Consider the following 26,061-nt stretch of genomic DNA (forward strand, 5'->3'; position numbering starts at 1 on the left):
TTTTTTGCGATTCCCCCAATTTTCACTTTTTCGCGGTGGTTGGGGGAATTCTGTTTCCCAATATCAAAGATACAAAATTCTAATGAATTATTAATCAATTTGTTAAAAAAGTTTTCAACATTTCCCGACTGCCCCTAATTAATCCGTTACCGTAAATTCGCCATAATACTCGTCTCCATTGGAGAGTGTGAAGGTGACAATGTAATCCCCTGCATTGGGAATGTAGAACTGCATTCCGGTTGGGGTAATGGTTGAGAGACACTGGACGTTGCTGCCCGAAACGGTTTCCACCTCAACGACTACCTGGCCGAGGTTTTCGGTGAAAGACACCATCAAACTGTGACCTCTAAGCGTTGCATGAATGCTTTCGCCTTTTTCGGTGCCACAATGAGAAATTTTCTTCGTAATAATAATACTAAACTCGTCTTGCTGTGTTCCTTCCGCACCATGTGCGAAACCCATTGCTGCCAACGAGACGAACAGCATGAGCATCAGAACGGTTTTGAATTTTTTTGTCATATCACTTTTTGTTTGCGATTTGTATCGGCAAAAGTAGCCTCACCAAACAAAAATGGTGGTGGACAAATGATGTAAAGATGATGGAAATTGTTGGACAAAATAATGATGATTTATATTGTTAAAAATCAAACATTTATTGTTTGTCACAATGGTTTTTGAATGTTCATTCTGCCGTCTGAAAAGGCGTTTGATTATCAAAATAGGTCAAAACAAGCATACTTCAATGATATTTTTTTATCTGAGTCCAGCCTGTTTTTTCATGAAATCGGTCAGATTTTCGTCGGTTTTGAGATATTCCTGCATACGGGCTGTCTTTTTCTTCACGGCACCGTATGTCAAATTCAGCAAGGCTGCCATTTGTTTATCTTCCAAATCAAGCAGATGCAGATAGCAGAGCAAAACATCTTGTGCCTTGATTTTTGGGTATAGCTTGCGCAACTTTGTTTCCAGACCTTCGAAATGCTGATTCACGACACTGCAAAACAGAACGCCAGTATCCTCATCAAGCACTATCTCTTTGTGCTCAACAGGAAGGTCTCTGGTCGTAATGCTGCGCAATAGGACAGATTCTCTAATTTTCAGGCACACAGGCTCGTTGAGAAATGCTTCTACTTTGTCGCTTTTCTTTTCTTTTTTGGTTTCCTTTTGTTTCGCCAATTCCTGTTTCAAGGCCTCGGTCTGGGCTTTCTGCTGTTCGAGCTGTTTTTCCGCTTTGTCTATTCTTTTGCTTGCTTCAACCTGATGTTGTTGTAGCTGTTCGTCGAGTTGTTGCCTTGTGGCTTCCAATTGCTGTTTTGCCGCAGTTTCAGTAGCCTTCAGATGCTTTTTGCTCCTTTTTTTCAGAATCCACACTAAAATGGAAAACACTATTAGTAGAGAAGGTGTCAGCACGACAAGAACGTGCTTCACAGTCTTTTTTTGAACCGACTTTTGCCCAATCTCAGCCTGTCGTTCCTGTTTTCTATTCAAGTAATCTTGATACAAAATGCTCAATCTTGAGGCTTCCGACTTGGAGTCGACTCCTATGCTTTTATACTGTGCCATGAAACGAATATAGGCTTCCTCTTTGTCGTGTTCGCCAAGGTTGCCATAAATTTTGGAAAGATGATCGGCCGTTACGAGTCTTATTTCAAGATCTGTCTTTTTGTCAAACACAGGCTGCAGGTAGCAGAGAGCGGAATCCATGAGGCCTTCCTGATAGTAAATGTATCCAATAACAAAATATCGGGTCAACCTTTCATCTTCATCAAAGGCTTCAACAGCCATTCGTTTCAGAATTTGTAACGCTGAAATATTTCGTCGATAACATTCATAGTCAAACCAAGCCATACTCGAACACAAATCGCGATAATAAAGATTGGCGGTATCGGGAAGTAAGGTTAAGGCTTTAGCATAGTAGTATTCCGCACTGTCTATGTCGTTTCTGTCTGCATATTGTATTCCAATTTTATACAAAGTAATAGGAACGCTATAAGCAGAAAGAGGTGCGATGCGGAAGAATGTCAAGGCTTGTCGGGCACAACCGATGGCAGGTTCCGCCATATATTGGTCGGAATACAAATCATAAAGGCGGTTGAAAGCCAAAGCCATAAACTGTGCTTTTTTACCTGCTATGTTTTCTGTTTTATAATGGCTTTCCATAATTTCTACGGCTTTCAGATATTCCGCGCAAGCCTCCGCAAGATTTCCATTTTCATAATTGCCCACACCATTAATATAATGCGCCCGGGCATTCAAAAATGCGATGTCGCTGTGGGTAGAGACGTTTTGCAAAACGTCTCTACGGTAGCATAACGAATCGAAATAATCCACCGCCTTCAGCAAATCCTCTCGGTTGGTTTGCTCACAATCGTTTTTATAAAGCAGTTCAGAGAGCAGCATCTGGAAATAATGCCCGTCAAACGTGCTCAGGCTATCCGCCTTCGGGGTGGCTGCAAAATCTATCATCACCGTCAAGGCGCTGTCGGGCTGCTGCCACATCAGGCTGTCGATGGCCTGTAATTGCTGGTTTGGAGACGCGTCATTTTGAGACGCGATTTATCGCGTCTCTACAGGGTGCCGCGAGGAACAGGCTGCAAGAAGGACCGTAAAAAACCATATAAAACGCTTTGGCTTCATCGGTGGCAAAATTACAAAAAAATGAAACGCATAGTCAAAATGAAAAAATCAGGCTGGCGAAATCGTCAGCCTGATTTTTTCATTTTGGACTGTCTGTTTTATCTGCTGCGGCTTGATGAACCACCACGGCTTGAAGAGCTTGAAGAACTTGAAGAACTGCGGCTGCTTGAACTGCTACTTGTGCTCGTTCTGCCTGAGCTTGACGAATTGCCGCTGCTCGGACGGCTAACGTTGCTGGAGCTGTTGCCTGAACTTGGGCGGCTTGAGCTTGATGAGCTTCCGCTGTTCGGACGGCTCACGTTGCCTGAACTGCTGCCTGTACCGCTATTGTTCGGGCGGCTTGTGCTGCCGTTATTCGGGCGGTTCACGTTGTTGGAGTTGCTGCCTGAACTTGGACGGCTTGAGCTTGATGAGCTTCCGCTGTTCGGGCGGCTAACGTTGCTGGAGCTGCTTGTGCCTGTTCTGCCTGAGCTTGACGAATTGCCGCTGCTCGGACGGTTCACGTTGCCGGAACCATTGTTAGAGTTACTTTCTGGACGTGTTGTAGCACCGTTCTGGTTGCTGCTTGTGCCACTATTATTCGGGCGGGTCGTTGCGCCATTTCCATTCAGGTTGTTGGTAGGGTTCGGACGAACCGTAGCACCGCCATTTGAGCCGCTGTTGACATTTGCGCCACCATTGCCTTCATCGCGTGAGCTTAGGCTGCCTGGCGTGTTGCCCGGATTGTGTGGACGAACCGTAGCCTGTGAGTTGCCGTTGATTGGAGCATATCCCTCACCATAGTGGTCTGGGTGATTCACCGGATAACCGCCGTTGTTGTAGTGGTAGCTATAGGTGTGATGCATCGGGTTGTGATGTGGAGGCATAGGAGCACCTGGACCGTAACCCATTGGAGGTGGCATTGGCGGACGGTAGCCGTCGTAGTAGAAGCGAAACTCAGCCGGACGTGTGTAGTATCTTGGGCGTGGAGGGACTACCGTCACATAGAAGACTTCGGTGCGTGGGCCATTCCAGTAGAAAGTCAGCGGCTCGAAGTATTCGAAAGTGGTGAAAGAGTAGAGTTCGGCACCAAGTGAGTAATAAGGCATTACCGTGTAAGTCCATGAAGGATTCGGACGGTAGGCCGGAATGTCGATGGCGATTCTCTTGATTCTGCCAGGGCATACGTTGACACGCTTTTTAGCGTAATAGTAGCCGTCGTCTGGGTCAAGATAAATGTAGACATAACCCTTGTAACGCGCATCGCCGATGTTCTGGACATCATAGTAAAGGGTGATGGTGTTGTCGTAGTCGTTGTAGGTCATCACCGGCTGTGAAACAAGTGCCAGTTCAGGTGGATAACCTTGTGCTTTTGCGATGACGAATCCCATCATTACCAGGATCGTCATAAAGATTTTCTTTGCTTTCATGATGGTGTGTTTTTTAGGGTTTGACATTCTGTTTGTTTCGCATTGCTGCTTTTCCTTGTTATATGCGATTATCGTGCCAAACTTTCGGTTTTTTCTATTTTTTTAGCTATTAGCTTTTAGCCATTGGCCATTAGCTTGGCTTCGCCGCCAGTTGGCCTATCGGACGAAAACGCAACCCGCAGCGAAGCCAAGCCAGAAGCCAATAGCCAGAACATTTATTTTTCAGTTACCCGTGATGTATTACCATAATCAATATCAGGATGTTGCGACAGATATTCAAGCATTAGGTCGTTGGAGGTGCGGAATGTGAAACGGCCTTCGTCTTCGTGTTCATAATTGAAAACCGACGACATGTAACTGTTCATCACCACATTGTAGGTGGCGGCCATGTCCAAAGGCTGTCCGTTTTCCAAAACGACTTCAATATCAGTCATTTCGCCGTTTTCATCTTCCGAATAGGAATAGGTGCATCCTGAGCAGTAAATCGGGCCGTGGTCGGTGACATAACAGCATTTCATCAGGCGAATGATTTCCTCGCCCGTCAGGTTGAACTGCACGATTTCGTTATTAAAAGGATCCAAAGCCAGCAAATCCTTCATCGTGACGGGGCGAACCGAAAGCGTGTCGTAACGCACGCCGCCAGGATTCTGGAATCCAAAATCAGCATTCAAAATGAAACGAAAGGCATCAGTCATCAGGCAACCTACCGATTCGCTTTTATCGATTGCCGTTAAGTTATAGCCTTTTACAGTGGAGAAAAATTCATTATTGTTGTAATTGTCGACCATGGCTTGCACTTCGGCATTGCGATGCGGAAAATCGCGCACCGAAAGCAATTCTTCCTGTTTGTCAACGATTTTGCCGTTCTTGAAAGTGAAAGTGCTCAAAGTCACGAATTTCACCTTGCTTTCGGCTTGGGTGATCATTACGCCGTTCACGATTTGCGTTTCCGAAACTCTGGTATGGGTGTGACCGCCGAAAATGGCATCAAACTGTGGAAACTGCTCGGCCAATTCACGGTCATCTTCGTAGCCGCAATGCGAAAGCAGAAACAGCGCGTTGCATTCATCTTTCAGATAAAGATATTCCGGAATGACTTCGTTTGCCGGACGGAAATGTGAACCGCCGACATTTTTCGGATGAAAGTCTGGCAAACCGTTCATCCCCAACTGAATGGCACCGATTACACCAAGTTTCAAGCCATTCCATTCGATGATTTCGAAAGGCTTGACAGGCATCTTGAGCGAATCGTCGAAAGTGACGTTGGCGCAAACGTAAGGATAATTGGCCCAGCCCATCACATTGCGCAAGCCGATTGGACCAGCATCCCATTCATGGTTGCCTAAACAAGAAAGATTGAAACCGACCTTGTTCATCAATTCCACCATAGGGCGGGCGATGTCGGAATAGCGGTCGTTGACAGGATTGCCCGAGCGGTTGTCGCCGGCCGAAAACAGCAGCAAATCGGGATGGACTGTGCGCAGACTATCGACCAAAGCCGCAAATTGAGGATAATTGTCAATATTGCCGTGCTGGTCGTTGAGGCTCAGAATATATAGTTTCTGTTCTTTTGGCGTGCAGCCCGAAACGAAGGACAATGCCAGCAAAGCGGCAGTTAAGATATTGAAAATCTTTTTCATAGCATTACAATTTAACGTAAATCTTCGTATTGGAACGTAAAGCACCATCCAAATCTATGATGTTTCCGTAGGCATCTTTTACTTCTATGCCATCGGTTTTCAACGGTAAATTGTTGGCTTTCATATAAGCTAAAACCGCAGCCTTCACTTTTGCTCCGCAATAAGTCTTTAATTCCGTGTCGTTGACAAATACTTTCATGATGATAGATTTTAAAGTTAATGGTGCAAATGTAGTTATTTCTCAATTACGAGATGAAATTTTGATTTTAATTGCGCATAATTCATGGCATTATCGGAATCGGTTTCTAAGAATTTCCAATTAAATCCAGCCATAATTGCACGTTTTTTCGTTACTTTGCACGATTTTTTCATGGTCATGCCTCGCATGGCGTGATTTTATCGTTTTTTGAGCAAAACAAAACACTAACTATATGGATTACAATTTTTCCGAAATCGAAAAGAAGTGGCAGGAATACTGGCGCGACAACAAGATTTATCAAGTGGAAATCGACAAGAACAAGCCGAAATTCTACGTCCTTGACATGTTTCCTTATCCTTCGGGCGCAGGCCTGCATGTGGGCCACCCGCTGGGTTACATCGCTTCCGATATTTATGCCCGCTACAAGCGTCTGAAAGGCTTCAACGTGCTGCACCCGATGGGCTATGATGCCTACGGTCTGCCAGCCGAACAATACGCCATTCAGACTGGCACCCACCCTGCCGTTACGACCGAAAAAAACATCAACCGCTACCGCGAGCAGATGGACAAAATCGGGTTCTGCTACGATTGGGACCGCGAAGTCCGCACCAGCGACCCGCAATATTACAAATGGACGCAATGGACTTTCATCCAATTGTTTAACTCCTATTATTGCAACAATTGCAAGAAAGCCAAACCTATCGCCAACCTGATTCAGTATTTCGAAAAGCACGGCGCTGAAAACCTGAATGTGGCACAAAGCAAGCCGCTGCATTTCACTGCTGACGAATGGAATGCCATGTGCGAGAAACAGCAACAGGAAATCCTGATGAACTACCGTTTGGCTTATCAGGCCGAAACGATGGTGAACTGGTGCGCCGAATTGGGCACCGTGCTGGCCAACGACGAAGTCGCCGACGGTCTTTCCGTGCGCGGCGGTTATCCTGTCGTCCGCAAGTCGATGAAACAGTGGCTGCTGCGTATCACGGCCTACGCCGATCGTCTTTTGGAAGACCTCGAAACGGTCAATTGGAGCGATTCCGTCAAGGATGTGCAGCGCAACTGGATTGGCAAGTCAATGGGAGCTTCGGTGCATTTTGGCGTTGAAGGCAAGGATATCGACTTGGAGGTGTTCACCACCCGCGCCGACACCTTGTTTGGAACCACATTCATGGTCTTGGCTCCCGAACATGAATTGGTCATGCAAATCACCACCGACGAGCAACGCGCCGAAGTGGAAGAATATATCACCCGCACCAAGAACCGCTCCGAGCGTGAGCGTATGGCCGAAGTCCGCAAGGTCAGCGGCGCCTTCACAGGTGCCTACGGCATCAACCCGATTACGGGTGCCAAGCTGCCCATCTGGATTGCCGACTACGTGCTGATGGGTTACGGCACGGGTGCCATCATGGCTGTTCCGGCTCACGACAGCCGCGACTTCGCCTTCGCTCGTCATTTCAACCTGCCTATCATCCAAGTGGTGAAAAAGCCAGGTTCCGAAACCACCGACCCATCCACATGGGAAGAAAGTTTCGATGCCAAAGATGGCGAACTGGTCAATTCAGGTTTCCTCGATGGAATGCCGGTCAAGAAAGCCATCATGCGCATGATTGAAGAACTAGAAAAGAAAGGCGTGGGCACAGGCAAGACCAACTATCGTCTGCGCGATGCCATTTTCAGCCGTCAGCGTTACTGGGGCGAGCCATTCCCGATTTACTACAAGGATGGCATGCCTTACGCCATGGACGAATCGAAACTGCCGCTGATGCTGCCTTCCATCGACGAATACAAGCCGACCGAAAACGGCGAACCGCCATTGGCACGCGCCAAGAACTGGGTCACCGAGGAAGGCTACCCGATTGAAACCAACACCATGCCTGGTTTTGCCGGTTCAAGCGGTTACTATCTGCGCTACGAAGACCCGCACAACGACAAGGAATATTTCAGCCGCGAAGCCAACGATTACTGGCAGAACGTCGACCTTTATATCGGCGGTGCCGAACATGCCACCGGCCACTTGATTTACAGCCGTTTCTGGTGCAAGTTCCTTTACGATTTAGGCCTCTCCTGCAAGGCGGAGCCTTTCCAACGCATGATTAACCAAGGCATGATTCAGGGCCGTTCGAGTTTCGCTTATCGCGTCAACATCGAAAAACTGTGCGAATATGCCGTTTGGCACATCATTAAGGATAAGAAATTAGGCGTCGAATTCATCAAGAACTTCAAGGATGGCCGCCGCCAATTCGATTTCTTCTGCCCGGAAAAAGGCATCATTCTGGATGTGAAACGTGTCGGAAACCTTGAAAAATTAGCCGAACCTTGGGAAGAATACGCCGAAAGCAAAGGCTATAAAATCCTGATGATTCCGAATGGCGAAATCATGGACGACTGCATCAACGGCACAAACTTTGTCGAGCAAAAGATTAAGGATGCCGTTGCAGGTAAAGATGTTCCATCCTTCGTCGACAGACCTGCCCATAAGAGAACACTTATCTTCGTTTCCAAGAATTATACAGGCCGCGATGAATACAGCGACCCGATTCACGTCGACATCAACATGGTTCACAACGACATTCTCGATATTGAAGCCTTCCGCGAATGGAGAGACGACCTGAAAGATGCCATCTTCATTTGTGAAAAGGACAAAGATGGCAACGACATTTTCGTTTGCGGCTCGGAAGTTGAAAAGATGTCGAAAACGAAATACAATGTGCAGAACCCTGACGACCTCGTTGAAAAGTACGGTGCCGACACGCTTCGCCTTTACGAAATGTTCCTGGGACCACTCGAACAGTCGAAGCCATGGGATACGCAAGGCATCGAAGGCACATTACGCTTCGTGCGCAAGTTCTGGCGTCTTTATCACGACGAATTCAACCAATTCAACGTGTCGGACGAACCTGCCACTGCTGCCGAACTGAAATGCCTCCACAAACTCATTAAGAAGGAAGAGGACGCCATCGAAAGCATTTCCTTCAATACGGTTGTTTCGGCCTTCATGATTTGTGTGAACGAACTTTCCGACCTGAAGTGCAACAAGCGCGAAATCCTCGACCCATTGTGCATCATGATTTCACCATACGCACCGCATATCGCCGAAGAATTGTGGCATCTCTTAGGCCATTACAATTCGGTTGTGGAAGCCTCCTTCCCTGTTTACGATGAATCGAAAACGGTTGAAAACAGCTTCAACTACCCGATTTCGTTCAACGGCAAGATGCGTTTCAACATGGAACTGCCGCTTACGATGACCGCCGACGAAGTTCAGGCCGCAGTGCTGGCCGCTCCTGAAGCCGCCAAATGGATTGAAGGCAAGCAGGTCAGAAAACTGATTTACGTGCCGAAGAAGATTGTCAATCTGGTAGTTGGATAAGGTATAAAGAACATATTTATTAATGGAAGGGCGGCCCTGTGGGGTCGCCCTTCCTCATTTGGTTTTACCGTATATATTTGGTTTGGGGCGGTAGAGACGTTTTGCAAAACGTCTCTACGGACAATACAGTGAATCTCCTTTCTCTCGATTTGCCACAGTTTATTGGCATATAGAGACGCACGGCCGTGCGCCGTTACGTTCCACCAAATTTTGATAAACCTGTAAAAGTTTTCAATAAATTCAAAAACAGATTCTTAACAAAAAAATGATGATTTTTGGCTCATTTTGAAGGTCAAATTTAAGCTGTTTTTCTTTTAAATCCCGCAACACAACATGCCAAACAAACGCCCAATCCCCACCACATTGGGTCACCAGGCAAACTTGCAAACTTGGCTGCCAGCAACATGGCGGTTCCGGCTATCATCGAAGCGAGAATCCATTTCGGGCGAATGTGTTGCGGCAAAAACAAGGCAAAGGTGAGTGGCAAAAACACTGCCGTAGCGCGTAAACCCATTGACAGGAATCCCAAATCGTTGATGAAACTGCCCGAAAACGATGCTGCCGCTGCAACGCCTAAAAGCAAAATAACAACGATTGTAAGCCTTGAAATCAGCAAGTTGCGTTTCGAATCCTTGATTTTCGGCTTGATTTTATAAAAAACATCGCGCACCAAAATGGTTGCGGCTCCCAGCGACAATCCCGAACCGCCGCCTACAATCGTGATGAGCAGAGTGCCCAAAACCACGCCGCCAAACAGTTTCGGCAGATGGTTGAGGATAAACAGCGGAAATGCCTGGGACGATGATGTCATCACGGCCATGCCATCGGGAATGGTGCCTAAAACGGCCAATTCATCGGAAGTGATGTAATGTCCGCGCATATACAAACCGATTAAAATACAGGCAATTCCGATGGGCGGCGTCAGTAAAGCGCATAGCAGCGAGCCTTTGCGTGCCGCGCTGTCCGATTTCCCCGACCAGATGCCTTGCGCGTAGGTTTGTGTGGCCAAAACGCCCAATATCAACGAAAGACACGAACCTAAATCTTTCATCGGGCCGCGTGCCAATAAATTCAGATAGCGATGATTCACAGCCTCTTGTGAACTGATTTCATTTATTTCACCCAAATTCGTATTGCAGAAAATGTCTTGCAAGGTTTCCATCAGTCCGGAATAGCCTTTGGCCAGTCCGAAAACGGCAATGCCGCCAATCAAGGCACTGACATAAAGCAAAGCCAGCTTGACAATGCCGCCCATGCCGGCACCCCAAACGCCGCCAAAAACGACATAGACAATCATCAAAGCAATGGCAATCAAGGCCGCGACCAAAAAACTGATTGGAAAAAGCGTTTGCAGCAAAGCCGAGGCCGACAGAATCTGCGCAATGATACTGATGAAAATGCCCAAAAAGCACAACAGCGAACCTAAGGCTTCGGCTTTCTTGCCGTATTCTTTTGAAACGACTTCCAACAGAGTCACGTTGCCACTATGCCGCAACGGAATGACGTAAGCAATTGAAAGAATGAGACATCCGATAGCTGAACCCAATGTAAACCACCATGCTGAAATGCCGTAACTGAAAGCCAGTTGCGCCGTGCCAATGGTGGCTTGCCCGCTGACCAAGGTTCCCATGATGGTGCCGCAAACAATCCAAGTGCCGGCTTTGCCGCTTCCCGTCGAAAAGTCGCTGGCGTCTTTCACCTTTCTGCCCGAAGTGGTGCCAACGGCGATAATCAACGCGATGGTGAAAAGCAATCCTATTAAGGTTAAAAACGAGATTGACATGATGATGAACTTTCGCGCTGCAAAAATACGGGTTTTGTTGTCATTTGCGTTTTTCATTTTGAACACGAATTGCCATGAATTATCCATGAATTTTTTCATTAATTTGATAATCAAATAATTATTGATTCATTTGCGGACATTTGCGTTTATTTTTCATAATCGCGTTAATCTTTTTTCATTCATAATTAATACTCCATTTGCTGAAATTTGCGTTTTCCAGCTATACCAATCGAAAAAGTTCCTATTTTTGTTTTCCTAAAATAGGATAATAGTATTTAAGTATTAATTTAATTCTCTGATTATGAATAGGAAAAATCTACTTTTTCTCTTTCTTGCGGTGCTCATAATGCCTCTTTCGGCGCTTGCACAGAGCATTACCGTTACAGGAAAGGTCATTTCGAGTGAAGATGGTTTAGGTTTGCCCGGCGTGACCATTCAGGTGAAAGGCCTCACCGACGGCACCGTTACCGATTTGGATGGTAATTATTCCATCAACACGGATGCGAAGAAAACATTGGTTTTCAGTTTCGTTGGCTTTAAGACCAAGGAAGTTGCCATCAATGGGAAAAACAAAATCAACGTCACGCTTGATGTTGATGCGAAAATGCTCGACGATGTCGTTGTGACGGCTCTCGGCATTAAGCGTCAGAAGCGCGAGTTGGGTTATGCAACCGAAGAAATCGGCGGCGATTTGGTGGCGCGTTCAGGTTCGGGCAACGTCATCAGTGCCTTGAGCGGTCGCTCTGCCGGTGTGCAAATCATCAATCCTACTGGCGTTGACGGTGGTTCGTCGCGTATCGTCATCCGTGGTAACAACAGCATTTTCGGCGACAACCAGCCTCTGATTGTGGTCGACGGTGTGCCGATGACCAACGAAGGCGGCCTGACCGATTGGAGCGGTGGCCGCGACTGGGGTACAGCCTTGAACAACATCAACCAGGAAGATATCGAGAGCATCGACATTCTGAAAGGACCTACCGCAGCAGCCCTTTACGGTTCGCGCGGTGGTAACGGTGTGTTGCTCATCACCACAAAGAAAGGTACCAAGCAGAAAGGCTTAGGTCTCACTTATTCATTCGGTTACAAAATTACGCAGCCTTATTTGTACCGCAAAGTTCAGAACAAATATGGTGCCGGCGGCCCGATTACTTTCAATACGCCGACTTTGACACCTGTCGAAGGTCTGTTTGACGAAGATGGCAATCAGGTTTATGAATATCCTGGCATTTACAGTGTCGACAATGGTCCTGAAGGCGAGCCGACCAACACCACTTTCGGTTACTATGGCGGTGCTGTTTCGTGGGGTCCTGAAATGAATGGCGAAAGCGTTCAATGGTGGGACGGCCAAATCCGTAAATATTCGCCGCAGCCTGACAATCTGAGCATGTTGTATAAGAACGGCCACACGATGAACAACAACATTTCGTTCCAGAATGCCGGTGATTTTGGTTCCATCCGCGTTTCGTTCACCGATTCGAGAACCGATGCCATCATCGACAACTGCAATTTGCGTCAGACAACCGTGAATGTCGGTACTTTGATTAATGTTTCGGAAAAAATCAAGGTCGATGTTGCTTTCAACTATTTGGATTATTACCGCTTGAATTCGCCTGAAATCGGTGAATCGTACAGCAATTTCAACAAAGGTTTGCTTTACAGCTGGCCGCGTAGCTGGCAGGGCATCGAAAGCACGACTTACGAAAATCCTGACGGCACAATGAACCAGTTCAGCGGCTATCCTTACCAATACATTTACAGCAACACTTTCTGGTCGTTCCACAACAACAACACGACCCTCGACCGCGACAAAATGTATGGGTCCATCCGTTTGACCTACGATGTTACGCCTTGGCTGAATGCCAGTGCAAAAGTCGCATTGGATTGGAACAACGATAATTACACGACCAAAAACAGACCAACGACCATCGACGGCATGGCTGGTGGTTATTACTCGAAGAACAAAGTGTCGTCAATCACGCGCGATGCCGATTTCCTGTTGACCGCTTATAAAGACAAGATTTTCGGTTCGAAATTCAATGTGAAATTCTCTGTCGGCGCTGAGCAATATTACGGTTATCGCGAAGGCTTGAACGGTGCATCGGGCACTTGGTCGTATGCCAACCTTTACACCATTTACAACTACACTTCAGCATCAGAAAGAGTGTTCGGCGAATCACGTTGGGAAAAGCAAGTGAATTCTGTTTTCTCATTTTTCAACTTGGCTTACAGCGATTGGATGTTCTTGGATGTCACAGGCCGTAACGACTGGTCGTCGACTTTGCCAATCAACAACAACAGCTATTTCTACCCGTCAACGACCTTGAGTTTTGTGCCGACATCGGCATTCAAGAATTGGAATTGGGGTCCTGTCAATTTCCTGAAACTGAGAGCATCGTGGGCTAAAACGGCAAGCGATACCGAACCATATCAGCTGACTTACACCTATAACACAGGTTCATTCGGCAACCAGCTTTCGGCCACTTTGCCGACCACAGTTCCGCCATTGGAACTGAAACCGCAGCGTCAGCGTTCCTACGAATTGGGCTTTGACCTCGGCTTGGGACCACGCTTCAACTTAGATTTCACCTATTATGACATTTATTCATGGGATCAGATTCTGTCTTCGCCTGTGGCACCATCATCAGGTTCGAGCTACGTCACCATCAACACGGGTGTCGTCACCAATAAAGGTATAGAAGCCATCATGAGTTACGACATCGCCCAAGGCAAGGATTATGCTGTCCAAGTCGGCTTGAATTTGGCACGCAACAAGAACCGCATCGTCGATTTGGGAGGTTCCGACATGTATATGCTTTCCGAAATTTGGGGTTCTAACGGCCCTGCCATTGCCGTTGCTGAAGGCGAAGATTACGGCACCATTTACGGTTGGGATTATGTTTACCAATACACCATGCCAAACGGCACTGTCGTTGGTCCATTCTACGATGACAATGGCAACCCACTTCCTTTGATTAATGAAGAAGGAACGGAATATTTGAAGACTGAAAACCGCGTTCCCGTCGGCAACTGCGCTCCATTGGTCACTGGCGGTATCAACCTCAGGGCTTCCTACAAGAATTGGTCGCTTTATGCCTTGATTGACGCTAAACTCGGTGGTCAGATTTACTGCGGTTCATACGTCATCGGTATGCAGACCGGTCAAAGCCTTGAAACGCTTTATGAACGCGATGGCAACGGCCTTCCATTCTATGATGAAAATGGTCAACTCATTGGCAATTACGGTGTTATTTTGCCTGGCTATTGCATCAATACCGAAACAGGCGAGGCTTACGAAAACGAAAATGTTGTCCATTATCTTTACAAATACATGCCGAACTTTGGCGGCTGGGGCAATTACCTCACCACGCCTGGCATCGTGAAAAACACATGGATTAAGATGCGCGAACTTTCGTTGACCTACGATCTGCCGCAACGTTTGCTTGAAAAGCAGAATTTCTTCAAGCAGGTTTCCATCTCGTTGGTTGGCCGCGACTTGTTCTATTTCTACAAGACTTTGCCCGACAACATCAATCCGGAAGGAACGCAAGGTTCGGGCAATGCACAAGGTCTGGAATATGCTTCCTATCCTGGCACAAGGTCATTTATGTTATCATTGAAAGTCAGTCTGTAATTGAGTAAATGAGAAAATTCAGTTTACATATTGAAAACGAGGCATCGAGGTCGCGAGAACTCGAGACATCTCGAACTCCCGCAACCTCGCAGCCTCGAAATCCAAATTGAAGTTTAATTTTGAACAGTTACTTATCATTTAATATTGAAGACAATGAAAAAGTTAATCATCATATCAGTCGTATTGCTTGGTTTGGCTTCATGCACCAAGAAATTTGAAGAAATGAACGAAAACCCGTTCAGTCCGACGGGAACAACGGTCGAGGCCTTGTTCAACGGCGTGGTCAGTTCGCTACAGCAGACCTCGAATGACATGTTCTATTTGCAGAACGAAATCTTTTATCCCGAAACGGAACTGGCCGCCTTGATCTCCGATGCCTGGGGCAACTCGCAAATCGGAACGGCCTCAGTTTGGTCGAATTATTACAGTGCTTTATCGAACATCCGCGAAATTGAAAAGCGTTTGGATGATTATTGCGTAGAAAAAGGCGATGATTCCATTTGCGACAAAGTCCGTGCGCAACTTATTATCTTAAAGGCTTATAAGACCTTTAAAGTAACCGATATTTTCGGCGATATGCCTTACACGCAGGCTGGCCGCATTTGGGAAGGTGCCGACAATTCGGAATACATGAAGCCGAAATGGGATAAGCAGCAAGACATTTATGAATCGGTGCTGAAGGAACTGGAATGGGCACGCAACATTCTGGTTGAAAATCCTGAAATGACCTATAAGGAAAACGAATACTATAAGTTGGGTTACGATGTGCTGTTCAGCAACAATTACACGCAATGGGCCGAATTTGCCAATTCACTGATTTTGCGCCACGGCTTGCGCATGTATGACAAAGAACCTGCCTTTGCTGAACCATTGCTGGTCGATGCCTACAATTTCAATTATTCAGTCCTGAGTGCATCGGGTGGCGTGGCTACCGGAGGTGCCATTGCTCTGTGGCCGAGCGTGTTGAACACAAGTTGGGACATGAACTGGGCATTCCGTGAGCACAAGAACCTCCGCATGGGCGAAACCGTCTGGAGTTGCCTGAGCAATACCAACGACATGGACGGCAGCGGCATTTTCGACTATCGTACCTTCATTTTCTTCGACACCAGCCACAAGACTGACAGTTTCCCTGATGGCGCATGGCACGCTTATCCACAAATCCGTACGTTGGAAACGCCAAACGAAGGCGGCACACCATACGCTCAAACCCGCGATGCCAACTACACCTTCAAAGGTCCTGCCTGCCTGTTCTCACCTATCAATTACTATCTGACCCGTGATGAAAAATACATTCCTCAGATACTGATTACTTACGCCGATGTGCTGTTTATGAAGGCCGAAATTGAACTTCGTCACATTGGTGGCATAATGCCACCAAGCATGGGACCTGAAGAGACCATCCGTCAAGGCATCTATCAGTCGTGCCTCTTCTGGACGCATCTGCCACAGAATACCAGCCGCTGGACTTACTTTTATCCGCAATACACCAGTTATATTGGCAGTCATGACATTTGGGCTTGGAGCAACAACATGACAGCCAACATCATGAACTATGCCCTTTACATGGATCCAAGTTATCATTATGATATGCCTCATGAAAAATATCTGCCATTCTTATATCAGCAACGCTGGCTGAACCTCTTCCGCGAACCGCAGGAAGCCTGGTCTTTGGCTCGTCGCACTTGGGCAACGCCAACCACCACCAACCACGCCAAGCTGACCTCATTCCGCATGGAATATCCTCAGAACGAAGTGGAATACAACTACGACAACTACACGACGCAAGTCGGCACAATGTCGAATGGCGACAGCCGTCAAACGCCTGTGTGGTGGATGACGAAGACCTCGGCAAGATAACCGATGAAGTTTTTAAAATATGGGCGGCCTGTTAAGGGTCGCCTTTATTTTTTGCTTTTGTTGGATTAATGGTGTCAGGAAAATGGCATTACGTAAAAAATTGTATATTTCCAGACTTTGACTATGCGTCACCCAAGTCACCCAAAAACTTTTTCTTAATCACTGTGTATTAAACCGTTACAAAAAAACTAAGAAAAGTTGTCAAAGTCAGGAAAACGAAGATTATCGGTCGTAATAAACAATCCCACAAACGGAGGAATCTATTTTTGGAGGACATCATTTCTTATACAAATGAATTTGTAACTCATAAAAATCAATGTTCCAAATTCTGAGCTTTGACTTTCGGATAATTCCTTTCAAAATCTGCCATCTTGTTGTTTTTCACGGCTTCAAATTTCCGAAAAGCCTCGCTTTCAGGGAAGAAAACCTTGTGTTGCAGCATCAGTTTGAGTTCCTGAGCTTGTTTCATGGCGGGCAGTTCGCCTTCGGCGATGGCAAAGTCTGTGAAACGCTCCCAAATGTAACGCACGGCCTGTTCGGTCGGGTGAATCATATCCTCTTTGTAGAAACGGTAGTCGCGCAATTCGTCCAAAAGGATTTCATATGCCGGAAAATAATGCGCATTGCCAAAACGCTTGCAGATTTCTTCGACAGCCAAAAGTAATGCAGCCTTGCTGATTTGGTTTTCGTGTAAACCGTCTTTCAAATGACGCAAAGGTGAAACGGTGAAAATGAATTGTTTATCTTTATGTTTTTCAACGAGTTGTGATAATAATTCCGTTGATTGTTCCGTTGTGAGGAATTCCCGTTGAAAAAGCTGTGAAGGCAGTTTGTGGCAGTTCGAGACAATCAGGCCGCATTGTTTGTGGCGGTAAATCCACGATGTGCCCAGACTGATGACAATCCACTTGGCTTGCAGGAAATGCTGTCGTGCAGAGTTGAGACTGCCGTTTACCGTTTCAAGCAGTTTTTCCGGCGAAGGATTCCAAAATTCAGTGTTGTGGCTGAAAGTGCAATAAAATTCACCGCCGACTTCAATCACATCATCTTTCGTGAAATCTTTTCCGCTTTCCAATCGCTCCACGGACTGACAAATGCTTGCCGGATTGAACAGCACGCCAAACGGATTGACCAAGGCATCAAAACCCAAGCCTTTGCAAATATTGCCTATTTCATCGGCAAAGCAAGAACCTAAAAAGAGCAGCTTATCGCCGTAGACGATACGCTGCTCAATAGGTTGTATTTTTATTTCCGTGGAAAGGTTCATTGTTTTCTTTCTTTTTATCAAGAATTTGAGAATTAGAGAATTTTGGACACAGACCTACTTGAAGTTTGCGCTTCGCACGGGAATTTCTGTGAACCGCTTCGCGTTCCTTGAGCGAAGTGAAAGTCTCTAATTCCAACGGACTTCCGTAGCGCTTTGTCCAGCACGTCCGACAGGTTTCTCAAATTCTCAAATTCTTGACAAGAAAAATCATTTCGTTGCCATCAAGAAGCGCTCAACTTCAATGCCAGCCATAGCGCCAGTGCCAGCTGCAACGATGGCTTGACGATACACGCGATCCTGGCAGTCGCCGCAAGCAAAAATGCCTTCCACATTGGTAGCCGTCGATTTCGGCTTGGTGATGAGGTAGCCTTCTTCGTCCATGTCGAGGATGCCTTTGAAGACGCTGGTGTTCGGAATGTGACCGATGGCCTCAAAGAAACCGTCCACATAAATGGTGCGCTCGGCTTTGGTGTCGCTGTCGAACAGAACTGCACCTTTCAGTTTCTTCATAAAGCCTTGCTGCTCACCGAAAAGTTCCTTGGTTTGGGTCTTCCAAAGCACTTCGATATTAGGCGTGTTCAGCACACGGTGTTGCATGGCTTTTGAAGCACGCAGCACATCGCGGCGCACGATGAGATACACTTTGTTGCAGAGTTTCGAGAGGTAAGTCGCATCTTCGCAAGCGGTATCGCCGCCGCCGACCACGGCCACATCTTTTCCTTTGTAGAAGAAGCCGTCGCAGGTAGCGCAAGCCGAAACGCCGCCGCCCTTGAATTCCTCTTCGGTTGGCAAACCTAAATAACGAGCTGATGCACCAGTAGCGACGATGATGGAATCGGCCAGAATCTCGCCATCGTATTCCGTTGTTACTTTGAAAGGTCTTTGCGAAGCATCGATAGCCGTGATTTCGCCCATGCGGATGTCGGCGCCGAAACGCTCGGCCTGCTGACGGATTTCATCCATCATATCAGGGCCTTTCACGCCTTGCGGATAACCTGGGAAGTTCTCAATTTCAGTAGTTTGTGTCAATTGACCGCCGGGCTGGATGCCTTCGTAAACGACGGTTTTAATGTCGGCACGGCAAGTGTAAATGGCCGCCGTGTAGCCAGCAGGACCTGATCCTATGATTAAACATTCAATGTGTTCCATGAGTTTGTGTGTTTGATGTTTATTTGTTTATTTGTTGACTTTTAGACATTTTGACTCTTTGACTTTTAGACTTTTTCGATTTGTTGTAAGCACCTGATTTTTGAATCTTAAATACTAAATCTTTAAATCTTAAATCATTGTCATCTCGAAAGGCTCAATGAGCTGCTTTCAAATTTATTTCGGCAAAGATAAGAGAATTATTGAAGAGTTGTTGCAATTGAAAAATAATTCCTATCTTTGCAGCGCAAATCGGGGCGTGGTGCAGTTGGCTAGCATTCTTGCATGGGGTGCAAGCGGTCGCCAGTTCGAGTCCGGCCGCTCCGACTTGAAAAACGGCACAGCGTTTTCTGATGCCGTTTTTTTATTGGCCTATTCTACATTATAAATCTGTCTTTCACTATTTCTAAATATTGGTGTCCGCTAAAAGTTTAGCGGACAGCCAAATTGTCATTTTCTTGTCACTTTCTGCTTGACCAGAAAGTAACCAAAGAGTCAAGGGCAAAATCATCGGCCCTACGCACGGCCAGCCTAAGTGTCTGAGCCTTAAGTCGCGGAACATAAATGCAGCTCCCTAAGGCTTAAACACTTAGTCTGTCCTTTGGGCGGACGCTGCCCCGCATTTTGCCCATGGGCACCGCGCCCAACCCAGTCAGGCTTTCAACACTTCAGTCACAGTGCTTTTTCCTTAGAATTATGGTGACTATTAAGCTGCTGAAAAGTAAGTCTCTTTTTCACCAAAGCATCATAATTCATTGTAGCTTAATTCACTAATGGCTCCATGTCGGTTTTTAGCGGACAGCAATAATTTCTAAAACACAGTAGAATCCTTGTTATTAAAGAAGAGAAAATGTTGATTGTAGTTGGGACAATTTTTCGGACACCAATAATTTACTGTAAATTAACTGATTTACATGCCGAAAAAAAATTGTCAATTTGGTTATCAGATAATAAAAAGTAGAGACGTTGCATGCAACGTCTCTACAGGCATTCTAACAAAAGAAACTCCGACATTGTTGCCGAAGTTCCTTTTTAATTTTTTCATCAATTGATTATCAACCGCCGAAATCCTATTCTTTCCTCGTAGTGAATGAAATGAAATGTGTCCCAACAGTCGGATAGCCATCAACGGAAAAGAAATGGTCTCCCAAAATGCTGAAAGAATAATGCGTGTCGGGTTTCAGGTCAAACTGAACGGTAATGGTTTTCTGGTCTTCGCTCCACGAAAATGATTCTTTGAGCGGACCAGCCAAAGTTGGAAACTCTCCACCATCATTGCCATAGCCAAGGGCGATGCTGTTTTGCATAGGTTTGTCGAAAGTAATCGTCATTTCCGATTTTCCTGCCGAAATGTCGGTGCTGCCGTTTTTGATGCTACAACTGACGACATGTGCGCACTGCTTTTGATAGGCTTTCAGCTCCTTTTTGTATTTCCTGACGTTGAATCCGTTAATATCCTTGATTAACTGCGGCATGTAACTTTCAATGTCGGGATAAACATTGCGTTGCTTTTCGTATTGCGCCAAGGATTCCACCATGGTTTGAGTCAAAAGAAAACTTTTTTCATTGGCAATCAGAGAATTGAGGTCGGCATTTGGATTGTGAGCCATGATGTATCTGATGACGCAACTCCGCACAAAGGTTTCGTCCATCATGGTGAGGGACGAGCCGTAAGCCTGCCACGTCAACTCTTCTTTCTTTAATTCAAAAACCTTGTCGGCTTTTTTCTCCATCTTGGCCCAATATTTCGCATTCAGAGGATTGCAATAAGCATGGCAAAATTCATGGATGACCGTTGGCATCACGGATTTGGCTTTATAATAGACATTGCCTAACGAATCAGGTTGCGCACATCCGATGACGGGCGATAAAACATTCTGTCCGTCAATGCGTTGTGAAGAGCAGCCGTAGTTGCCTGGACCGACTAAAATGCTGAGATAAATTCTCAAATCAGCGTTTTTGCAAGGCCCGAAAAAAGTGTCGAACCAAGAAAAGTCAAGCGCAGGGCGGATGTCGTTGTTGAAAGTTTCAGTGGCTTGGTTTCTAACGGGAAGCGTGCTTTCATACCATTCGTGAAAATGGCTCTTGTGATAGAAATCGGAAAGCGGCTTCAGAAAAACCTGTTTCTGCTGCTCGGTCCAACGGTCGAAAGATTTGTCGCCGCCTTCTTTGAAATTTTTGTCAATCGAAATAAGTCCTTGATTGTCAGTTGGTAAAACAAGGTGAAGCGCATAACTCACAACGGCATCGTAACTGACTGCTATTTCGTGGTATTCTTTTGCCAGCGCAATCACCTCGTGGTCTTTGTAAGGTGCAAAACAGGAATCGACAGCTGCGGCATAATCTTTCATCCGGCAATCGTTGTATTCTTCGCAACCCGCCAAGCGGAAAACCACGCTCAGAAGGTCGGCACGTTCATCGAATGAAACGGGGATTTCGGTTTGCGAAATGCCAAATAAAGGCATGAAAACCAAAAGAATAAAGGATAATGTTACTTTTTTCATGATAATTGAATTTTTAATTTTTCTACGCAAAAATAAGTGTTTTTGTAATACGCCAAAACTGAAATTTTTGATAAAGAAAGATGTGGCTATGTAAGTAACGCTTAAAAAATAAGTTGTAACACATCTAAACATTAGCCATTGATTTCCTGTTGAACGCAAATTGCCACAAATTATTCAAAAAATTAATGTGAATTAACTGATATACATATAATTATAACTTTTTGTAATTAATGATTCATTTACGATAATTGACTACGTCGAAATCTCCGATTGACTACGTCGAATGCAAAGCATTTCACCGACACGAAGTGAGGTAATCTTCGATTTTGCGTTTAGCGAAACGAAAAAAACAACTATTATCGTTACAGGTTATTTTTTTAATTCTCACAAAACATAGGCTGAGCGCGAAGCAGTTTGTGATTTCGCAAAACCTGAAAATATCGTGAGATGAACGCAATGCGTTAGCTCCCTAAAATCAATCTGTGCCTAGGTTGTTGTCCGTGTTTTTTTGTAATTTTGCCCCGATGAAACTGAAACATTTCATATTGTTTCTTACCGTGTTTCTTGCGGCTTGTTCCACGCGGCACCCCGTAGAGACGCGATTAATCGCGTCTCCTGACAAACAATTGCAAGCCATCAACAGCCTGATGTGGCAGCAGCCCGACAGTGCGCTGATGGTGCTGGTGGATTTTGCTGCCTCCCCGCAGGCGGATAGCCTGAGCACATTTGATGGGCATTATTTCCAGATGCTGCTTTCCGAATTGCTTTATAAGAACGATTACGAGCAGACCAACCGCGAAGAACTGCTGAAAGCGGTGGATTACTTCGACAGCCTGACAATTGCCCTTAACGACTCTCCTCAGCCTCGAAGCCACCATTGCGGACTTGATCCGCAATCTCCCGGCCAAAACGACAACCTTGTCTTTCTTGATGCGCGGGCGCATTACATTAATGGTGTGGGGTTTTATGAGCGTGACAGTTTGGTTGAGGCTTGCACGGAATACCTGAAAGCGGTGGAACTTATGGAAAACCATTTTAAAACAGAAGACATAACAGGCAAAAAGGCACAGATCTTGGCTCTGACTTTCAATAGGCTTTATAGATTGTTCTCAGACCAATATATGTCGGAACCTGCCATCGGTTGTGCCCAACAGGCTTTGGCGTTCTTTCGCATAGCGCCTCTTTCTGCCTTCAGCATTCCCATCACTTTGTCTAAAATTGGAGTGGAATATGCTGCTTTGGAAGAAATAGACAGCATGAAATACTATTATGCACAAGCCTTAACCCTGATGCCCGACACCGCCAACCTTTATTATCGCGACTTGCGTTCAAGCTGGGCACTGAATGACTACTTGTATCACCAAAAAGGCGATGCCGCATTGCAAACGCTAAAACGGATGGCTGTTGAAGCCGAAGATGATGATGAAAGGCTGACCCGATATCATACCATTGGATACATTTATTACAGGGAAAGCGTCTATGATTCCGCCCTCAGATACTTACAGCCTGTGTTTGACCGAAAGACTGACCTTGGAATAAAACTCCAAACTGCCGACCATCTTTCAGAAATCTATGGCGGTCTCGGCGAGCACGAAAAAGAGGAAGCCTATATCCGGTTCATGGCTCGATATAAAAGCATAGGGGTCGATAATAAATCGGAAACCTCAAAACTGAGTACCTTGTACCAAGACTATGCAAACAGAAAACAGCAACGGCAGACCGAGGCTGAACAAAAGTCGGCTCAGCAAAAGGCCGTGAAGCGCACCCTTTTCATATTGATTCCTATTGTTCTGACAGTGCTTCTCATTTTAGCCTTAGCTTTGAGAAAAAGACAACGAAATCGCTTAAAGGCTGCCGAGAACGAGGCAAAACAGCAATTGGAAGCCACAAGGCAACAACTCGACGAGCAATTGCAGCAGCATCAGGCCGAAGCAAGCAAAAAACTGGACGAAGCGAAAAAACGGTTCGAGCAACAGAAAGCCCAAACCGAAGCCTTGAAACTGGAAATGGTGAAACAAAAAGAAGCCGTGTCGGAGAAGAAGTCCGATAAGGGCGAAGCCTTTTTCAGCGAGCCGGTGTGCCTGAAAATCAGGGATTCGGTTCTGTTGCGTAGCATCACGACCCGAGACCTTCCCGTTGAACATAAGGAAGTGGTGCTTGACGAAGCTACTGGCTTGCAGTTTTGCAGTGTGGTGAATCAGCATTTCGGGGAATTGGAATCGCAGTTGCGCGAGCGTTATCCTCGGATAAAGTCGCAGGATTTGCTGCTTTGCTATCTGCATCTGCTCGATTTGGAAGAAAAACAAATGGCCGCCTTGCTGAATTTGACCTACGGTGCGGTGAAAAAAAAGACAGCCCGGCTACAGGAGTATCTTAAAACCGACGAAAATCTGACAGATTTCATGAAAAGACAGGCTGGTCTTCGATAGTAAAAACTGCCAATGAGGTTCGTTTTCTTGATTTTTTTGATGTCCAAAAGTCTTGTCAGACGGCATCTCTATAATTAGAAATCAATTGTTGTGAAACAATAAATAATTGATTTTTAATCATATATATCATAATTGTTGTTTTGTCCAACAATTTCCATCAACTTTCCATCATTTGTCCACCACCGTTTTTGTTTTGCGATTCTACTTTTGCCGATGCAAATCTCAAACAAAAAGCGATATGGCAAAAAAATTCAAAACCGTTCTGATGCTCATGCTGTTCGTTTCGTCGGCAGCTATGGGTTTCGCACATGGTGCGGAAGGAACAAAGCAAGACGAGTATATCATATTTCTACAGAAAAAGAGCTGTCATAGTAACCCCGAAAAAGGCGAAAGCATTCATGCCACGCTCAATGGGCACAACCTGATGGTGTCTTTCAGTGAAAACCTCGGCCAAGTGGTCGTTGAGGTGGAAACCATTTCGGGCGGCAATGTCCAGTGTCTCTCAATGCTTACCCCAAGCGGAATGCAGTTCTACATTCCCAATGCAGGGGATTACATGGTCACCTTTACGCTCCCCAATGGAGATGAGTATTATGGTGAGTTTACGGTAACAGATTAAGTAACTAAAGTTTTTGAGCCATGAGTTGGAAAAACAAGTTCATTTAGCAACCGAACCAAAAGGGAAAGGTGCTTGCGGAACGATGGTGTGGCAACTGTTTCTTCCGCAAAAGCACCTCAAGTTGCAACAACGTCCTCACTAACGCCTTGCGCGTATCGTTAAAGGCAGCCTTTCGGCTGCGAAGATAAACATTCCTTTCATAACGGAATGTCATGTGTAATAAGAAAATCCGGCAATAGGGAAACATTGCCAATGAAAACTAACAATTTAAACTTCAATAAGATGAATTACAAACACACAACACTTTTAGCCGCCATCGTACTGATGGGACTGACAATCTTTGCATCATGCAAGAAAGACAACGAGACAAAGACTCCCGAAGCCAATGGGACTCAATGCGCCAGCATCACTCACCCTGAGCAGATTGACGACATGAACGCCTACCTTGAGCAGTTCAAGCAGCAACTCATGGGTGACAGCAAAGGAGGTGAAATGATGACGGTCGAGGATGCCAACTGGTTCCTGACCAACCTGTCGAACTACGACTTCGGCAATGTCGTTGAACAGTTCGACGACATCATGTTCGATGACATCTACACGGATGTGAACATCAGCAACGGCATGGTGTCGCTTGCCGACCTCAACGATGCCTACAAGCAGATTTTCAATGAAATACGCAGTTACTACAGGAACCTTGACCTTCAAGACAAGGATTTCCGCTTCATCAAGTGCGAAATTCAGGAAGACGGCGCGGTGAAAACCCATGTCACTGTAACCTATGGCAATGGTGAAAAGGCTTTCGGTGGATTCCATTTCAGCAGCGAAGACAATTGCAGCAGTTATTTAGATCCAAATCTGACTTATACAGGTAATACTGTTGCTGTAGCTGAGCTGAACAGACTTCTCAACCAGTTGGTTCACACCCCGGAAACATCAGAAGGGAAAATATACTACACTATTCATAGCAGTAAGTATTTTGATCCTTTGGATTTGATAGACACAGTCACCCCTTCTCCAAACGATTTGTTTTCTCGTTTATATTTCCGTTTGGGTGGATTTTACAACGAAGTGATTTCGCATGAGGATATGGAGTATAATTTTGATTCCTGCGCAGGCATAATAGACGAGTACCGCCCACTTGGATGTATGGTTGCAAGTGTCCAGGTTAGATTTGGCTATGGATACGTACGAAATATTGCAGGTAATGACCCGACTCAGCAAACAAACTTTGGCCATGACATTTCCATCACATACGGTGTTTTGCACACAGGCCCGACAAACCCATCTATTGATTAAGTCAAATAAAGTTGTTGATCATATTTTGAAAAACAAAGACAATCCATCTAAAAAACTACAGCAATGAAAAAGCACATTACCCTTTTACTTTTCGCCTTGGCAGTGACTTTCGGAGCAAAGGCACAGGATGCAACTTTATTTAAGACCGAATCGGACTATTATGTCGAAGGCTGGGATTGCGTGAACACCAGCGACGGCTGCGTCATTTTCCAAACCCTGTATTTCGACATTGAAGCACAGATTGACCTTGGAAGGGTGTTCTACAAGA

Annotated in this window: 16 protein-coding genes and 1 tRNA gene; 8 read left to right on the plus strand and 9 right to left on the minus strand. The window is 45.8% G+C overall.

The annotated features are described in order from the left end of the window. Positions 1-138: 138 nt before the first annotated feature. The 5 genes from AC06MN_RS06720 to AC06MN_RS06740 form a co-directional block, all read right to left on the minus strand. Entirely contained in the window at positions 139-519 is a 381-nt protein-coding gene (locus AC06MN_RS06720) for a hypothetical protein (RefSeq protein WP_475671587.1), read from the minus strand. 234 nt (positions 520-753) lie between these two features. After that, a complete protein-coding gene (locus AC06MN_RS06725) occupies positions 754-2,499 on the minus strand; it encodes a hypothetical protein (RefSeq protein WP_475671588.1) in 1,746 nt (581 codons plus the stop codon). A 236-nt stretch (positions 2,500-2,735) separates the two neighbouring features. Beyond that, on the minus strand, positions 2,736-4,046 hold the full coding sequence (locus AC06MN_RS06730; RefSeq protein ID WP_475671589.1) for a hypothetical protein: 1,311 nt from the start codon (positions 4,044-4,046) through the stop codon (positions 2,736-2,738). A 215-nt stretch (positions 4,047-4,261) separates the two neighbouring features. Beyond that, the gene (locus AC06MN_RS06735; protein WP_475671590.1) at positions 4,262-5,686 is read right to left on the minus strand and encodes a bifunctional metallophosphatase/5'-nucleotidase; all 1,425 of its coding nucleotides are present in this window, start codon (positions 5,684-5,686) and stop codon (positions 4,262-4,264) included. A 4-nt stretch (positions 5,687-5,690) separates the two neighbouring features. Continuing rightward, on the minus strand, positions 5,691-5,885 hold the full coding sequence (locus AC06MN_RS06740) for a hypothetical protein (protein ID WP_475671591.1): 195 nt from the start codon (positions 5,883-5,885) through the stop codon (positions 5,691-5,693). Positions 5,886-6,117: 232 nt separating this feature from the next. On the opposite strand from AC06MN_RS06740, the gene AC06MN_RS06745 reads away from it, so the two are divergent. Then, the gene (locus tag AC06MN_RS06745; RefSeq protein ID WP_475671592.1) at positions 6,118-9,258 is read left to right on the plus strand and encodes a class I tRNA ligase family protein; all 3,141 of its coding nucleotides are present in this window, start codon (positions 6,118-6,120) and stop codon (positions 9,256-9,258) included. 298 nt (positions 9,259-9,556) lie between these two features. On the opposite strand, the gene AC06MN_RS06750 is transcribed toward AC06MN_RS06745, so the two are convergent. Continuing rightward, a complete protein-coding gene (locus AC06MN_RS06750; RefSeq protein ID WP_475671593.1) occupies positions 9,557-11,098 on the minus strand; it encodes a sodium:solute symporter family protein in 1,542 nt (513 codons plus the stop codon). 244 nt (positions 11,099-11,342) lie between these two features. Between AC06MN_RS06750 and AC06MN_RS06755 the strand changes: the two genes are divergently transcribed. Together AC06MN_RS06755 and AC06MN_RS06760 are read left to right on the plus strand one after the other, a co-directional pair. Further along, complete coding sequence (locus AC06MN_RS06755; RefSeq protein WP_475671594.1) at positions 11,343-14,672, plus strand: SusC/RagA family TonB-linked outer membrane protein; 3,330 nt, start codon at positions 11,343-11,345, stop codon at positions 14,670-14,672. Positions 14,673-14,825: 153 nt separating this feature from the next. Next, positions 14,826-16,532 carry a SusD/RagB family nutrient-binding outer membrane lipoprotein gene (locus AC06MN_RS06760; RefSeq protein WP_475671595.1) on the plus strand — a complete coding sequence of 569 codons (1,707 nt, stop codon included), beginning with the start codon at positions 14,826-14,828 and terminating at the stop codon, positions 16,530-16,532. Between the two features lie 313 nt (positions 16,533-16,845). On the opposite strand, the gene AC06MN_RS06765 is transcribed toward AC06MN_RS06760, so the two are convergent. Both AC06MN_RS06765 and trxB read right to left on the minus strand, forming a co-directional pair. Continuing rightward, positions 16,846-17,799, minus strand: a complete 954-nt coding sequence (locus AC06MN_RS06765) for a GSCFA domain-containing protein (RefSeq protein WP_475671596.1) — start codon at positions 17,797-17,799, stop codon at positions 16,846-16,848. Between the two features lie 207 nt (positions 17,800-18,006). Next, on the minus strand, positions 18,007-18,948 hold the full coding sequence (gene trxB, locus AC06MN_RS06770) for a thioredoxin-disulfide reductase (RefSeq protein ID WP_475671597.1): 942 nt from the start codon (positions 18,946-18,948) through the stop codon (positions 18,007-18,009). A gap of 250 nt (positions 18,949-19,198) precedes the next feature. Between trxB and AC06MN_RS06775 the strand changes: the two genes are divergently transcribed. Continuing rightward, positions 19,199-19,272 (plus strand) — tRNA-Pro (locus AC06MN_RS06775). A 743-nt stretch (positions 19,273-20,015) separates the two neighbouring features. Here the strand turns inward: AC06MN_RS06775 and AC06MN_RS06780 are convergent. Continuing rightward, complete coding sequence (locus tag AC06MN_RS06780; RefSeq protein WP_475671598.1) at positions 20,016-21,449, minus strand: DUF4932 domain-containing protein; 1,434 nt, start codon at positions 21,447-21,449, stop codon at positions 20,016-20,018. A gap of 524 nt (positions 21,450-21,973) precedes the next feature. On the opposite strand from AC06MN_RS06780, the gene AC06MN_RS06785 reads away from it, so the two are divergent. From AC06MN_RS06785 to AC06MN_RS06800, 4 genes are all read left to right on the plus strand, one after another. Continuing rightward, on the plus strand, positions 21,974-23,878 hold the full coding sequence (locus AC06MN_RS06785; RefSeq protein ID WP_475671599.1) for a hypothetical protein: 1,905 nt from the start codon (positions 21,974-21,976) through the stop codon (positions 23,876-23,878). A gap of 238 nt (positions 23,879-24,116) precedes the next feature. Beyond that, positions 24,117-24,497 carry a hypothetical protein gene (locus AC06MN_RS06790; RefSeq protein ID WP_475671600.1) on the plus strand — a complete coding sequence of 127 codons (381 nt, stop codon included), beginning with the start codon at positions 24,117-24,119 and terminating at the stop codon, positions 24,495-24,497. Positions 24,498-24,779: 282 nt separating this feature from the next. Beyond that, positions 24,780-25,793: a hypothetical protein gene (locus AC06MN_RS06795; RefSeq protein ID WP_475671601.1), complete on the plus strand. Its 1,014-nt coding sequence runs from the start codon at positions 24,780-24,782 to the stop codon at positions 25,791-25,793. 63 nt (positions 25,794-25,856) lie between these two features. Next, the coding region (locus AC06MN_RS06800; RefSeq protein ID WP_475671602.1) for a hypothetical protein at positions 25,857-26,061 on the plus strand (205 nt) is incomplete at its 3' end.

The sequence above is a fragment of the Candidatus Limimorpha sp. genome (assembly GCF_056203535.1).